General features: G+C 65.2%; 13 protein-coding genes and 3 tRNA genes. 11 read left to right on the top strand and 5 right to left on the bottom strand.

The window, feature by feature from the left end; translation table 11 throughout:
- Window positions 1–13 precede the first annotated feature (13 nt).
- The 10 genes from folC to QTI66_RS06945 all read left to right on the top strand — a co-directional run bounded on the left by folC (window position 14) and on the right by QTI66_RS06945 (window position 8,380).
- Entirely contained in the window at window positions 14–1,321 is a 1,308-nt protein-coding gene (gene folC / locus QTI66_RS06900; RefSeq protein WP_286559038.1) for a bifunctional tetrahydrofolate synthase/dihydrofolate synthase, read from the top strand.
- A 57-nt stretch (window positions 1,322–1,378) separates the two neighbouring features.
- Window positions 1,379–2,260, top strand: a complete 882-nt coding sequence (locus QTI66_RS06905; protein WP_286558416.1) for an SPOR domain-containing protein — start codon at window positions 1,379–1,381, stop codon at window positions 2,258–2,260.
- Window positions 2,261–2,275: 15 nt separating this feature from the next.
- Window positions 2,276–2,761 carry a CvpA family protein gene (locus QTI66_RS06910; RefSeq protein ID WP_286558418.1) on the top strand — a complete coding sequence of 162 codons (486 nt, stop codon included), beginning with the start codon at window positions 2,276–2,278 and terminating at the stop codon, window positions 2,759–2,761.
- A gap of 12 nt (window positions 2,762–2,773) precedes the next feature.
- A complete protein-coding gene (gene purF / locus QTI66_RS06915) occupies window positions 2,774–4,303 on the top strand; it encodes an amidophosphoribosyltransferase (RefSeq protein ID WP_286558420.1) in 1,530 nt (509 codons plus the stop codon).
- A gap of 1 nt (window position 4,304) precedes the next feature.
- Window positions 4,305–5,519 carry an O-succinylhomoserine sulfhydrylase gene (locus tag QTI66_RS06920; RefSeq protein WP_286558422.1) on the top strand — a complete coding sequence of 405 codons (1,215 nt, stop codon included), beginning with the start codon at window positions 4,305–4,307 and terminating at the stop codon, window positions 5,517–5,519.
- A complete protein-coding gene (gene gltX / locus QTI66_RS06925; protein WP_286558424.1) occupies window positions 5,516–6,904 on the top strand; it encodes a glutamate--tRNA ligase in 1,389 nt (462 codons plus the stop codon). The genes QTI66_RS06920 and gltX overlap by 4 nt, the downstream gene beginning before the upstream one ends.
- Window positions 6,905–6,938: 34 nt before the next feature.
- Window positions 6,939–7,014, top strand: a tRNA-Ala gene (locus QTI66_RS06930).
- A 50-nt stretch (window positions 7,015–7,064) separates the two neighbouring features.
- Window positions 7,065–7,140, top strand: a tRNA-Glu gene (locus QTI66_RS06935).
- 73 nt (window positions 7,141–7,213) lie between these two features.
- A tRNA-Asp gene (locus QTI66_RS06940) sits at window positions 7,214–7,290 on the top strand.
- A 163-nt stretch (window positions 7,291–7,453) separates the two neighbouring features.
- Entirely contained in the window at window positions 7,454–8,380 is a 927-nt protein-coding gene (locus QTI66_RS06945) for a cupin (protein WP_286558426.1), read from the top strand.
- A 13-nt stretch (window positions 8,381–8,393) separates the two neighbouring features.
- Here the strand turns inward: QTI66_RS06945 and QTI66_RS06950 are convergent, their stop codons facing one another.
- On the bottom strand, window positions 8,394–9,668 hold the full coding sequence (locus tag QTI66_RS06950; protein WP_286558427.1) for a c-type cytochrome: 1,275 nt from the start codon (window positions 9,666–9,668) through the stop codon (window positions 8,394–8,396).
- 11 nt (window positions 9,669–9,679) lie between these two features.
- Window positions 9,680–10,402, bottom strand: coding sequence for a c-type cytochrome (locus QTI66_RS06955; RefSeq protein WP_444814956.1), 723 nt, complete (start codon window positions 10,400–10,402; stop codon window positions 9,680–9,682).
- A gap of 88 nt (window positions 10,403–10,490) precedes the next feature.
- On the opposite strand from QTI66_RS06955, the gene QTI66_RS06960 reads away from it, so the two are divergent.
- Window positions 10,491–11,147 (top strand): DUF1345 domain-containing protein, encoded by a 657-nt coding sequence (locus tag QTI66_RS06960; protein WP_286558428.1) that lies wholly within the window; start codon window positions 10,491–10,493, stop codon window positions 11,145–11,147.
- Here QTI66_RS06960 and QTI66_RS06965 read toward each other — a convergent pair.
- The 3 genes from QTI66_RS06965 to QTI66_RS06975 are packed head-to-tail and all read right to left on the bottom strand — an operon-like array spanning window position 11,140 to window position 14,180.
- Window positions 11,140–12,117, bottom strand: coding sequence for a DMT family transporter (locus tag QTI66_RS06965; protein ID WP_444814957.1), 978 nt, complete (start codon window positions 12,115–12,117; stop codon window positions 11,140–11,142). The two genes, QTI66_RS06960 and QTI66_RS06965, sit on opposite strands and share 8 nt — an antisense overlap.
- Window positions 12,114–12,611 (bottom strand): methylated-DNA--[protein]-cysteine S-methyltransferase, encoded by a 498-nt coding sequence (locus QTI66_RS06970; protein ID WP_286558429.1) that lies wholly within the window; start codon window positions 12,609–12,611, stop codon window positions 12,114–12,116. The genes QTI66_RS06965 and QTI66_RS06970 overlap by 4 nt, the downstream gene beginning before the upstream one ends.
- Window positions 12,612–12,626: 15 nt before the next feature.
- Window positions 12,627–14,180: an AlkA N-terminal domain-containing protein gene (locus tag QTI66_RS06975; RefSeq protein WP_286558430.1), complete on the bottom strand. Its 1,554-nt coding sequence runs from the start codon at window positions 14,178–14,180 to the stop codon at window positions 12,627–12,629.
- Window positions 14,181–14,257 lie beyond the last annotated feature (77 nt).

Below are 14,257 nucleotides of genomic sequence, written 5' to 3' on the forward strand. Positions count from 1 at the left end.
CGGGTCGGCGACAATTCTGGCCTCCATGAATACCCTTGCCGACTGGCTCGCACACGCCGAGCAACTGCACTCCAAGAACATCGAGCTCGGGCTGGACCGCGTGCGCGTCGTTGCGCAGCGCCTCGGGCTCGCTTTCACTTGCCCCGTCATCACCGTGGCGGGCACCAACGGCAAGGGTTCGACCTGCGCCATGCTGGAATCGATCCTGCTGAATGCCGGCTATCGCACGGGCGTGTACACCTCGCCGCACCTGGTGCACTTCGAGGAGCGCCTGCGCCTGTCGGGGCAGATGGTGGAGGGCGACAAGCTCGTGCCGCACTTCCAGGCGGTGGAGGCGGCGCGCAGTGAGGTGTCGCTCACCTACTTCGAGTTCACCACGCTGGCGATCTTGCGGTGCATGGCTTCGGAGGGCGTGGACGCCGCGATCCTCGAGGTCGGGCTCGGCGGCCGGCTGGATGCCGTCAACATCATCGACCCGGACTGCGCCGTCATCACCAGCATCGACCTGGACCACATGGATTTCCTGGGGCCCGATCGGGAGAGCATCGGCTTCGAGAAGGCGGGCATCCTGCGCGGCGGCAAGCCGGCCATCGTGAGCGACCCCATGCCGCCGGCAAGCGTGTTGGAACGCGCACGCGAGATTGGCGCCGATCTCTGGCGATTCGGCCACGACTTCAACGTCGCGGGCGACAAGCAGCAATGGGGCTGGAGCGGCCGCGGCCGGCGCTACAGCGGCCTGGCCTACCCCTCGTTGCGTGGCGCCAACCAGCTCATCAACGCTGCGGGCGTGCTGGCCGCGCTGGAGTCGCTGCGCCAGCGCCTGCCGGTGACGGCGCAGGCCATTCGCGTGGGCCTGGCGATGGTCGAATTGCCGGGCCGCTTCCAGATCGTGCCGGGCCAACCCACGCTGGTGCTGGATGTGGCGCACAACGCACACGCCGTCGCGGCGCTGGCCGAGAACCTGGACGCGATGGGCTTCTTTCCGACCACGCACGCGGTGTTCGGCGTCATGGCGGACAAGGACCTGGCACCCATCTTTGCGCGCATCTCGCCGCTGATCGACCGCTGGTACTTCACCGATCTGCCCACGCCGCGGGCCGCGCATGCCATCGACCTGGCGGCGCAGTGGAAGGCGCAAAACACGCGGTCGGACGTAGCGGAAAGTACGCACGCCTCGCCGATGGAGGCCCTTCAAGCCGCGATCGATCGCGCAGAGGCCACTGATAGAATCATTGTCTTCGGATCGTTCTTCACGGTGGGTGGCGTGCTCGAGCACGGAACGCCCCGTCTGCAAGCCAGACACCTGCTGCCAGATGCCTGATCGGCCTGATTTCCGGCTCCGCTTTCACATCACGCTGCACCCTCAGGATCGAAGTTCATGGCGTTTTTCAAGTTCCGTACCAATGGCCAACCGGGCAACGAAGGACGCAATGTGCCTGCGTCTGCCCCGCCAGCGGAAAGCGTGGAAGCCATGCGCCGCCGCGCCCGCCACCGCCTCCTCGGCGCGGCTGTGCTGGTGTTGCTGGGCGTGATCGGTTTCCCGCTGCTGTTCGACACCCAGCCACGTCCTGTGGCGTCTGATATTCCCATCGAGATTCCGGACCGCGCCAAGGCCAAGCCGCTGGGCATTCCCGCAACGCCCGCGCCCAGCGCGGCGCCCAAGGTCGACCCCGACAAGCGGATGGCCCAAGCCTCCACGTCGGGCTCCGACGGCATCATCACCGAGAACGCCGATGGCTCTGAAGTGGTGACACCCGCCAAGCCGCAGTCCGCGCCCAAGCCTGAGGCCAGGGTCGAGGCGCCGAAGCCCGAACCCAGGCCGGAGCCCAAGCCTGAGGTCAAGGCCGAGGCCAAGCCAGAACACAAGCCCGAAGCAAAACCCGAGCCGAAGCCGGAGCCCAAGGTGGAAGTCAAGCCCGCTGCGCCCAAGCCGCCGGCCAACGACGACGGCGCCCGTGCGCGCGCCTTGCTGGAAGGCAGTGCGTCACAGGTTGCAGCCAAGCCCGCAGCCGCTGCGACTGCCGACGATGCGGGCCGCTTCATCGTCCAGGTGGGCGCCTTCGCCGATGCGGCCAAGGCCCGCGAAGTGCGCCAGAAGCTGGAAAAAGCCGGCCTGAAGACCTATACCAACGTGGCGAAGACGGCCGACGGCGAGCGCACCCGTGTGCGCGTCGGCCCCTTCGCATCGCGCGCCGATGCAGACAAGGCGGCAGGCAAGATCAAGGATTTGGCGCTGCCGGCGGCCGTGATTTCGCTGTAGCGGACGACTGCATTCGTGGCGCCGCTGGACTGGTTTGTCGTCATCGTGCTCGGGTTGTCGATGCTGGTCGGCCTGTGGCGCGGACTGTTGTTCGAGGTGATTTCGCTGGCGGGCTGGGTGGCGGCCTTTGTTTGCGCCCAGTTGTTTGCGCAGGATTTGGCGGCGTGGTTGCCTTTTGGTGAATCCGACGCCATATGGCGCTATGCCGTGGCTTTTGTGCTGATTTTTGTATTGGTGGCGTTTGGCATCGGGCTCGTCGCGTCGCTGGTGCGCAAGCTGGTCACCGTGGTCGGTTTGCGCCCGGTGGATCGCGTGCTCGGTGCGGTGTTCGGTCTGGCGCGCGGCGCGCTGGCGGTGCTGGTGGTGGCGGTGGTCATCCACCTGTTCTCGCTCAGCGACCGCATCTGGTGGCGCGAGGCTTATAGCGCCACTGTTCTGGACACGGCCTTGAAGAACCTGAAACCTGTATTGCCCGAGAAACTGGCAAGCTTCCTGCCCTGAGAGGATCTCTTCATGTGTGGAATCGTCGGCGTTGTCAGCAACGCCCCTGTGAACCAATTGCTTTATGACGCGATGCTGCTCCTGCAGCACCGCGGTCAGGATGCCGCCGGCATCGTGACCTTGCTCGAGCGCAAGTTCTTCATGCACAAGGCCAAAGGCATGGTGCGAGACGTGTTTCGCACGCGCAACATGCGTGCGCTGCCCGGCAGCATCGGCTTGGGGCAGGTCCGCTACCCCACGGCCGGCAACGCCTACAGCGAGGAAGAGGCACAGCCCTTCTACGTGAACGCGCCCTTCGGCCTCGTGCTGGTGCACAACGGCAACCTGACCAACGCGCATGCGCTGCGGGCGGAGCTGTTTTCGACCGACCACCGCCATACCAACACCGAGAGCGATTCGGAAGTGCTGCTCAACGTGCTGGCGCATGAACTGGAGCGCTCCACGCGCGGTGTGCAACTGAGTTCGCACGAGGTGTTCGAATCGGTGCGCAACATGCACAAGCGGCTGCGCGGTTCGTACGCCGTCGTCTCGCTCATCGCCGGCCACGGATTGCTGGCGTTCCGCGACCCGTACGGCATTCGTCCGCTGTGCCTGGGGCGCAATGCCGATGGCACCATCATGGTGGCGAGCGAGTCTGTGGCGCTGGAAGGCTCGGGTTTCGTGTTCGAGCGAAACATCGCACCGGGTGAAGCGGTCTTCATCGACCTGAAGGGCCAAGTGCACACGCAGCAATGCGCCGACGCGCCGACGCTCAACCCCTGCATCTTCGAGTTCGTGTACCTCGCCCGTCCCGACTCGACGATGGACGGCATCTCGGTGTACCAGGCGCGATTGAACCTTGGCGAAACGCTGGCCAAGCGCGTGGTGTCGACGGTGCCGCCGAGCGAGATCGACGTGATCATCCCGATCCCCGAATCGAGCCGGCCGAGCGCGACGCAACTGGCTCACCTGCTGGGCGTTCCGTACCGGGAAGGCTTCGTCAAGAACCGCTATGTGGGTCGCACCTTCATCATGCCGGGGCAGGGCGTTCGCAAGAAGTCGGTGCGCCAGAAGCTGAACGTGATCGCGAGCGAGTTCAAGGGCCGCAACGTGCTGCTGGTGGACGACTCGATCGTGCGCGGCACGACCAGCCGCGAGATCGTGCAGATGGCGCGCGAGGCCGGTGCCCGCAAGGTGTACCTCGCCAGCGCCGCGCCGCCGGTGCGCTACCCCAACGTGTACGGCATCGACATGCCGACCAAGGACGAACTGGTGGCGCACGACCGCACCATCGACGAGATTCGCGAGCTCATCGGCTGCGATGCGCTGATCTACCAGGACGTCGACGCCATGAAGCGCGCCGTCATGAAGGCATCGTCCGCGACGGCCGAATATGCGCGCCCGAAACTCGATGGCTTCGATGCCTCCTGCTTCGACGGCGTGTACGTCACGGGCGACATCGACACCGAGGCGATCTCGCGCATGAACGGCAACCGTCCGCGCATCGAAGAAACCGAGGAGGATTCGTCCCGCCTCGCCTTGCCCAACCCCGTGGAAAGCTGACGTGACCGATCGATCCTTGCCGCCCGGCCTGCACCGCGACACGCTCGCGGTGCGCACCGCGCTCGACCGTAGCCAGTACGGCGAAAACTCCGAAGCGCTCTTCCTCACCACCGGTTTCGTGCAGACCGACGCCGCGACTTCCGCGCGCCGCTTTGCCGGCACCGAAGATGGCTACACCTACGCGCGCACCTCCAACCCGACGGTCACCAGCTTCGAGCGCCGCCTTGCCGCCCTCGAAGGCACCGAGGCTGCCATCGGCGCCTCCAGCGGCATGGGCGCGATCCTCATGATGTGCATGGGCCTGCTGAAGTCGGGTGACCATGTCATCTGCTCGCGCTCGATGTTCGGCTCGACCATCAACCTGTTCGCCAAGGAGTTCTCGAAGTTCGGCGTCGAGACGAGCTTCGTCTCGCAGACCGACGTGGCCGAATGGCGCGAGGCGATGCGCCCGACGACGAAGCTGCTGTTTGCCGAAACGCCGACCAATCCGCTCACCGACGTCTGCGACATCCGCGCGCTGGCCGATCTTGCGCACGGCGGCGGCGCGTTGCTGGCCGTGGACAACTGCTTCTGTTCGCCTGCGCTGCAGCGCCCAGCCGAGTTGGGTGCCGACCTGATCATTCATTCGGGAACGAAGTTTCTCGACGGCCAGGGACGCGTGATGGCGGGCGCCATTTGCGGCCCGTCCAGACTCATCGTCGATGTGTTCGGCCCCATCGTGCGCACGGCTGGCATGGTGCTCGCGCCGTTCAACGCGTGGGTCGTGCTCAAGGGCATGGAAACGCTGAGCCTGCGCGTGGATGCGCAGTCGGAGAACGCCCTCAAGGTGGCGCGCTGGCTCGAAAAGCAGCCGCAGGTTTCGCGCGTGTACTACCCCGGCCTCGAATCGCATCCGCAGCATGAACTCGCGATGCGCCAGCAGTCGGGGCAGGGCGGTGCGGTGCTGTCCTTCGACGTGCGCGGCGACGACCCTGACAGCGCGCGCGCCAACGCATTCCACGTCATCGACAGCACGCGCGTCGTGAGCATCGCCACCAACCTGGGCGACACCAAGACCATCATTTCGCACCCCGCGACGACCTCGCACGGACGCCTCACCGAAGCGCAGCGGCAGGCTGCCGGCATCGGCCAGGGCCTCGTGCGCCTCGCGGTGGGACTCGACTACTTTGAAGACATCCAGGCCGATCTGTCACGCGGCCTCTCGACACTCGCATGACGCAAAAAACACGCACGCGCTTCGCGCCTTCGCCTACCGGCTTCATTCATCTGGGCAACATCCGCTCGGCGCTCTATCCGTGGGCGTTTGCGCGCTCCACGGGCGGCGACTTCATCCTTCGCATCGAAGACACCGACGTCGAGCGTTCAACGCAGGCAGCCGTCGACGTCATCCTCGAAGGCATGAGCTGGCTCGGCCTCGACCACGACGAAGGTCCGTTCTATCAAATGCAGCGCATGGACCGCTACAAGGAAGTCCTTGCGCAGATGCAGCAGGACGGCCTGGTCTATCCCTGCTACATGAGCGTGGCCGAACTCGACGCACTGCGCGAAAAGCAGATGGCCGCCAAGGAAAAGCCGCGCTACGACGGCACCTGGCGCCCCGAGCCCGGCAAGGTGTTGCCGCCCGTGCCCGAAGGCGTCAAGCCGGTGCTGCGTTTCCGCAATCCGCAAGACGGCATCGTCGCGTGGGACGACAAGGTCAAAGGCCGCATCGAGATCAGCAACGACGAACTCGACGACCTCGTGATCGCGCGTCCCGACGGCACACCGACCTACAACTTCTGCGTCGTGGTCGATGACGTCGACATGGCCATCACGCACGTCATTCGTGGCGATGACCACGTCAACAACACGCCGCGCCAGATCAACATCTTTCGTGCGCTCGGCAAGGAGCCGCCGGTGTACGCGCACCTGCCCACCGTGCTGAACGAGCAGGGCGAAAAGATGAGCAAGCGCAACGGCGCCAAGCCCGTCACGCAGTTCCGCGACGAGGGCTTCCTGCCCGATGCGATGGTCAACTACCTTGCGCGCCTGGGCTGGAGCCACGGCGACGACGAGATCTTCTCGCGAGCCCAGTTTCTCGAGTGGTTCAACCTCGACCACCTCGGTCGCAGCGCGGCGCAATTCGATGAAGCCAAGCTGCGCTGGGTCAATGCGCAACATCTCAAGGCAATGCCCGACGAAGCGCTGGCGCCCCTCGTTGCAGAGCAGCTGAAGAAGCGTGGCATCGAAGCGGATGAGCGCCTGCCGGCGATCTGTGCTTTGTTCAAAGACCGCTGTGACTCAACAGTTGCCCTTTGCAACTGGGCTGCTGCTTTCTATGAAGACGTGACACCCACCGAAGCCGATCGAAATCAGTACATTTTTGATGACGTTCGTCCAGCAATCGCGTCACTTGCGGATACACTAGAGTCTGTCGCGTGGGACAAGCAATCGATTGCAGCAGCAATCAAGCAAGTCCTCGCTGCACACGGTCTGAAAATGCCCGTCCTGGCCATGCCAGTGCGCGTGTTGGTGATGGGGACTCCCCAGACGCCTTCGCTCGACGCAGTGCTCGCAATTTTTTCTCGCGAGAAAGTTTTGCAGAGGTTGAGAAGAGCGTAATTTTCAGGCTATAATTTGAGGCTCGACACCCACAGGGGGTATAGCTCAGCTGGGAGAGCGCTTGCATGGCATGCAAGAGGTCAGCGGTTCGATCCCGCTTACCTCCACCAAATGGGCGTCGAGTAGGTTAGTGCGCTGATCGCAGCGCGTCCAAGGTTTTGACCCTATCGTCTAGAGGCCTAGGACACCACCCTTTCACGGTGGCTACCGGGGTTCGAATCCCCGTAGGGTCGCCAAATTTGACTTCGGTCATTGCGGCACAAGTGGCAACACTTGGCTCTGTTCAACAGAGTAAAACGTTGTCTACCAGGAGTGGTAGTTCAGTTGGTTAGAATACCGGCCTGTCACGCCGGGGGTCGCGGGTTCGAGTCCCGTCCACTCCGCCAGAATTTGGGGTTTCCCCAGTTCAAAAAAAGCCACCTTCGGGTGGCTTTTTTCATTTCCGGGCCAGCTTCGTGGGCGCCTCTGCCTTTTGGAGGGGTTGATATTTAGAGCCTTTGTGTTACTTTCGCCGGTCACAATCTATTGCGATTGGTATCAGAGGGTCACATGAAGTCTGAAACGGAACACCTCTCCCGTCCGCATCAAGTCTTGCCAGCCAATCCGGCCAGCTTCTCGACGCGTCGCATCAGCAAGTTGAAGCATGACTTCAACGAACATCCCCTGTTTCAGTTGCCGGCGCTCGAATCGCTCGCCAAGTCGCTGATGCCGACTGGTCAATGCCGTTTCCTGCGACCGGGCACGACGCAAGGCTCGGCCTTTTCGCACGACCCGACGCATCCGAAGGGCTTGTCCATCGAGGAAACCTTCAGGCGCATGGAAGAGCCGGGCTCGTGGCTGGCGCTCTACAACGTGCAGACCGATCCCACCTACAAGGCGCTGCTTGGCAGCATCGTGGATGGCCTGCGCCCGCTCATCGAGCGCGAGCAGCCTGGCATCTTCCTGGTGACTGGATTCATCTTCATTTCGGCGCCGCCGTCGGTGACGCCTTTCCACATCGATCGCGAGAACAATTTCTGGCTCCAGTTGCACGGGCGCAAGACGATGAACGTGTGGGAGAACACGGATCGCACGGTCGTACCCGCACGGGCGGTTGAAGATTTCATTGCGGGCGGCGGGCAGGAGGGTGTCTCATTCAAGGAAGAGTTCCGCGCGCGCGGCCAGCAGTTCGACGTGCAGCCGGGCGATGGCGTGTACTGGCCGAGCACCTCGCCGCACATGACGGAGACGAATACGGGTTGGGTGAAGCCGGGCGATGGCATCTCGGTGTCGCTCGGCGTGAATTTCTATACCGAAGTGACGCGCCGCACGGCCCGCGTGCATCAATTCAACCGTGTGCTGCGCCGCCTTGGCGTGAGTCCGAGCTACCCGGGCGAATCGACGGCGCGCGACACGATCAAGTCGCCCATCGGCCATCTGCTCGCTGCGTCGCGCTATCGCCGCATTGGTGCGACACCGCCGCCTGGCGCCTACTGATCTGATCGGTGATCTAACGGCGCAATGTGTCGCTGGCACTGACCGGCGCTGCGTTGTTGCCCCAGGATCCGCGAACGTAGGTGAGCACGGCGGCGATGTCCTGGTCGTCCAGCACGTTGCCGAAGGGAGGCATGCCGTAGGGCCGCGGATTGCCGGCGGTCGCCGGAAGAAAGCCGCCGTGGCGCACGACCTGGATCAGGTTGGCGGGCGAATTCATGTTCACCGCGCGGTTGCCTGCGAGCGGCGGATAGGCGCCGGGCGCACCTTCACCCGAGTCGCCGTGGCAATAGGCGCAGCGCTGGGCAAAGATCGACGCACCGCGCGCCATCGTCACGCTGTCGCGCCGCATGGATTGCGCGGGCACTGCGGCCTGCGCCGTGGTTTCCGGAAGATGCTTGAGGTAAGCGGCGATCGCGGCCAGGTCGCTTTCGTTCAGGTGTTGCGTGCTGTCGAACACCACGTCGGCCATCGGCCCCATCACCGAGCCGCGCACCGACCTGCCTGTTTTCAGCAAGGCGACGATGTCCGCCACTTGCCAGTCGGCGACGCCTGCCTCCCGCGGCGAGGTGAGGGAAGGTGCATACCAGTTCTCCATCGGAATCAGGCCGCCGGAGAGCCCGCGCGTTTCCTCGGTGGCGCCCAGTGAATTGCGTGCGCCGTGACAGGCAATGCAATGCCCCAATCCGCCCGCCAGGTAGGCCCCGCGATTCCACTCGGCCGTTTGGCCAGCATCGGGTTCGAACGCACCGGGCGTGAACGACAACGCGCGCCAGACCGCCAGCGCCAGTTGCGTGTTGTACGGAAAGCGCAGCGCATGGGGTGTGTTCTGGCGTGGGTCGCTCGGCAATGTGCGCAGCCAGGCGTAGATGGCGTCGGAGTCCTCGCGCGTCACCTTGGTGAAGTTGGGGTACGGAAAGGCGGGGTAGAGCAGGTGGCCGTCCCGGGACCGGCCGTTGTGCATGGCGCGCCAGAAGTAGTCGACGCTCCAGCCGCCGATGCCGTTCTTTTCGTCGGGCGTGAGGTTGCTGGAGTAGATCGTGCCGAAGGGCGTGCTGATGCCCAGCCCACCCGCATAGGGTTTGCCGCCGCGCGTCGTGTGGCAGCCCGCGCAATTGCCCGCCAGCGCGAGGTAGCGTCCGCGTTCGATTTGCGCCGGGGTCGGGTTGAACTCCGTCGCGGTGGGCGGCAACTTGTCTTCGCCGCGAAGGTTCAGGCCCACAAGAACCACGCCGGCGAGCACGACCAAGATCAGCAGCCCGATCAACAGAAAAACGATGCGGCGCAGCATGTTCGTCCTTGCTACTTCGGCATCGCGCTGCAGGCCAGCGGCAGGGGCGCAGGCAACGATGCGGCAGGCTTCGGATTCGGGGGCATGGGCTGCGTGGCCAGCCAACTGGCCACCGCATTGATGTCGGCCGTGGTGAGCTTGCGGCCCACGTCGGCCATGCAGTCGGGCGCCAGCGCGTGCCGGTCATTCGTCAGCCACGAACCCAGCTGCGACGCAATATAGAGGCGCGGCAATCCCAGCAGGCCCGGAATCGCGGGTTGCACGCCGGTGAGCGCGCTGCCGTGGCACGCCGCGCAGGCGGGAATGTCGCGCGACGCGTCGCCTTCACGTGCCAGCCGCTTGCCGCGCTGCAATGCTTCTTCGCTGGCGTCCGAGCCGGCGGACACGGGTGCGTAGGGCAGGTCGAGGCCGGCAAAGTACTCGGCCATCTCGCGCAGGTAGGCGTCGGAGAGGTGGCGCACCATGTACGACATGTCGGCGTTGAAGCGGCGGCCGTCCCTGAAACTCACCAGCTGATTGAAGAGGTAGCCCGCCGGTTTGCCCGAGAGGCGGGGGTAATAGCCCGCGTTGGTGCTGGAGCCTTCGCGGCCATGGCATGCAATGCATGCGGCCGCGCGCTGCTCGATGGTGTCCGGCACGCTGGCGGCCATCGCCGCCGGTGCGAGCAGGGCCCCGAGCGCCAGTACAAACGGCCCGGCGCCACAGTCCCGCAGCAGTTGATTCAACGTTCGCATGGTGCTCGATGGTGCAGCCCGCACCTGTCGTCGGCGCGGATGCAGCATTCGAACACATCGTGGGGAGCATCACGCTAGAGTCCACCCCATGAGCCGACATCTTTCGACCACCACGGGTCTGCAACGCATTGGCTATGCGGCCGTCATCGGTATCGCGGCGGGCTTCGCCCCCTGGCCGGTGGACCTGCTCGCGCGCGGCCTGATCGGCTGGTGCATCGGCGCCTCGGTCTACTTGGGCCTGGCGTGGTGGCTTGCCGTGACCTTCAAGGCGGACGACACCCGGCGGCGTGCGCAATCGCTGGACCAGCCCAGCCTGCTGATCCTCGTCTCCATGCTGGTGGTCATTGCCGTGAGCGTCACCGTGATCGGCATGCTGCTGCAGCAGGTCAAGTCGATGGGCGGCGCGGCGCGTGCCCTGCACATCGCGCTGGGACTTGTCTCGCTGGCGAGTTCATGGCTCACGATCCACACGATCTACGCCTTTCACTACGCCCATCGCTATTACCAGGAAGAGTTGAACAACGTCGGCGACGAGCAGGAGCTGACTTTTCCGGGCCATCAGGACCCGGACTACTTCGACTTTCTCTATTACTCCTTCGTGGTGGGAATGACGTCGCAGGTGTCCGACGTGTCCGTGTGCTCGCGCGAGATGCGGCGCATCACGCTCGTGCATGGGGTGCTCTCTTTTGCGTTCAACATGCTCGTGCTGGCCCTGTCGATCAACGTGGTCGCCAGCATCATTTGAGGGACGCCGCCGGGCGCTTGCGCCCCAGCTTGACGAGCCCCGTGGCAAGCGCCACGCCGCACACGATGATGAACGCGCACATCAGCATCCACTGCGTGATTTCCTCATCGAGGAAGAGTGCGCCATACATCACGGCAAACACCGGCACGATGAAGGTCACGGTAAGAGCGCGCGCGGGCCCCGCAGTCGCGATCAGGCGGAAGAACAGGATGTACGCCAGCGCCGTGCACATGATGCCGACGAATAGCAGCGCCAGCCATGCACGCAGGCTCGGCGGCTGCGCCGGCCACAGCCAGATGCTGGGCAAGGCCAGCGCGAGTGAAGCGCCGATCTGGCTGCCCGTGGCCGTGGCCAGCGTGGGCACGCCCGTGAGATAGCGGCGCGTGGCACTCGCGGAGAGGCCGTAGCTCAGGCAAGCGCCGAGGCAAGCCAGCACCGCCCATAGGGGCGAGTGCCCGTCGACACCGGTCTTGAAGCCGGCACTGTGACCCGCCAGCAGCGCGACACCCACGAAACCGAGCGCAAGCCCCACCAGGCGCGACCCATCAGGCCGTTCGCGAAACCACGCCCATGCGACCAGTGCGCCGAACATGGGCACCGTGGCGTTCAGCACGGCGGCCAGTCCGCTGTTGATGGTGAGCAGCGCAAAGGCGAACAATGCAAAGGGAAGTCCGGAGTTGAAGAAGCCGACGGTGAGCGTGGCCTTCCAGTGCCTTGCCAGGTCAGGCCCTTGGCCGCGCACGAGCATGATGGGAATCAGCGCCACCATGGCGATGCCCACGCGCACGCCAGCGGTGGGCACCGCACCGAACTCCGCGGCGCCGATGCGCATGAACAGAAACGACGCACCCCACAGCGCGCCCAGCAACAGCAGGTCCGGTAGCCAGCTGCGCGCCTTGGCCGGCGCAGGCGGTGCCACGGCCGCCGCAGGGACCGTTGCGGCTTCGGCCACGCACTCGCCTTCGCTCACGAAGCGCGCTCCAGTTGCAGCAGGCGCGCTTTTCGCTCGATCCCGCCTGCATAGCCGGTGAGCGACCCATCGGCGCCGAGCACGCGGTGGCAGGGCACGACGACGCTGATCGGGTTGCGTCCGACAGCCGCGCCCACGGCGCGCACCGCGGCGGGGTTGCCCACCAGCGCACTCAGTTGGCCATAGCTGGTCGTGTTGCCATGCGGGATGCGCAGCAGGGCGTTCCACACCGCTTGCTGGAACTGCGTGCCGTGCGACAAGTCCAGCGGCATGTCGAAGCCATCGCGCTCGCCGGCGAAGTAGGCCTGCAATTGCGATGCAGCTTCGCGCAGCACAGGATGGTCAGGCGCGCCAATCCAGCCGGTCGTGTCGGGAAAGTGCCGCTGCGCATCGAACCACACGCCTGCCAGGCCCAGGTCCGTTGCCGCGAGGGTCACACCGCCCAGCGAGGTGTCGACTTGCGTCGTGTAGATGGAAGAAGACTTGAATTTCATGATGAGAGTCTCGCGTCAGGACAGGGCAGCCGTCGCAACGGCGCCGGGGCTTGTCGGATGGGCGGGCGGCGTCGGCGAATGCCAGGCCCGCAGCACCGCGTAGCTACGCCACGGCCGCCACGCTTGCGAAGCCTGCGCGGCAGCGCGTGCGCCCGTCACGCCCAGCGCCTTTTGCAGCGCGATGTCGCCCGAGGGGAATGCGTCGGGCCAGCGCAGTGCGCGCATGGCGATGTATTGCGCCGTCCAGTCGCCGATGCCGGGAAGGGCTTGCAGCGCGACCAGCGTCGACGGCACATCGGCCCCGCCATGCAGCACCAGCCTGCCTGTATCCACTTCGCGCGACAGGGCGTGCAGGGCGGCCTGGCGTTGGCGCACGATGCCGAGGCGTCCGAGCGCATCGCCATCGACGGCTGCGAGCGCCGAAGGCGTGGGAAACAGGCGGTCCAGGCCTTCGAAAGGCGTTTCGATCGCCTCTCCAAATGCCTCGACAAGCCTGCAGCCCATCGTGCGCGCGGCCGCAACGGTGATCTGCTGGCCGAGCACGGCACGCACCGCCAATTCGAAGCCGTCCACCGTGCCGGGCACGCGAACGCCGTCGCCAGCCGGAAAGCTTTCATGCAAGGCCGTGTTGATGGCCATCGGCTCGGCATCGAGGTCGAGCATGGCGCGCACGCGGCTGATGACGATGGGCAGCACGCCCGCCAACGATTCGCTCACTTGCAGCAGGGCCTGCTTGCGCGCGTCGTCGATGCGAACCGAAAGCCATCCGGCGTGATGCGTGCCGCCGTGCGCCACGCGCAAGGTGCGGGCGTAGCGCGTGCCGTCTTCCATGACGACTTCCGCGCCACGCAAGGCGCGTCGTGCAAAGAAGGCGAACATCGCTGCGTGATCGTAGGGCGGCCGGTAGCCGATGCGCACTTCGATGGGCTGGCCGCCCCGCGCCGCGCCTTTCACTTCGCCCGCACGGCGCAATTCGCTGGGATTGAGCCCGTAGTGCTCCACGAAAGCCGCGTTGAATCGCCGCACGCTCGCGAATCCACTGGCAAGTGCCACTTGTGTCATGGGCAATCGCGTGTCGGCGATGAGCTGCTTGGCGGCCAGCAGGCGGCGCGTCTGCAGGTATTGCAGGGGCGACACGCCGAACTGGTGCTCGAAAATGCGGCGCAAGTGCCGGTCGCTCACGCCCAGGCGTTCGGCGATGCGCGCAGCACCCGGTGCGGTGCCTTCCTCGTCCTGGGGCCATGCGTCAGGCTCGTCGATGAGACGCGCGGCCTGCAAGGCCAGGATGCGCGAGGCATCTTCGGTGGACCAGCTCGCCGCGCGGGGCGCCAACTCGGGCCGGCACCGCAGGCAGGGCCGAAAGCCTTCCGCCTCCGCCTGCGCTGCATGTCGAAAGAAGCGGCAATTTTCTCGGCGCGGTGTTTTCACGCGGCACACGGGCCGGCAATAGATGCCAGTGGACGTGACCGCCGTGAAAAACGTCCCGTCGAAACGCGCGTCATGTGCTTTCATCGCAAGATAGCAGGCATCGCTTTCGAGCTCGGCGACAGAAGGGGCGGCGTGGGACATGGGGCAATGATAGGCCTCGTGCAAGGCAAAACTAGCCATTTCCGGACATGTGGCATGCGCAAGCCCCGCCTACAATG

This window comes from Variovorax brevis, from assembly GCF_030317105.1.
Taxonomy (GTDB): domain Bacteria; phylum Pseudomonadota; class Gammaproteobacteria; order Burkholderiales; family Burkholderiaceae_C; genus Variovorax; species Variovorax brevis.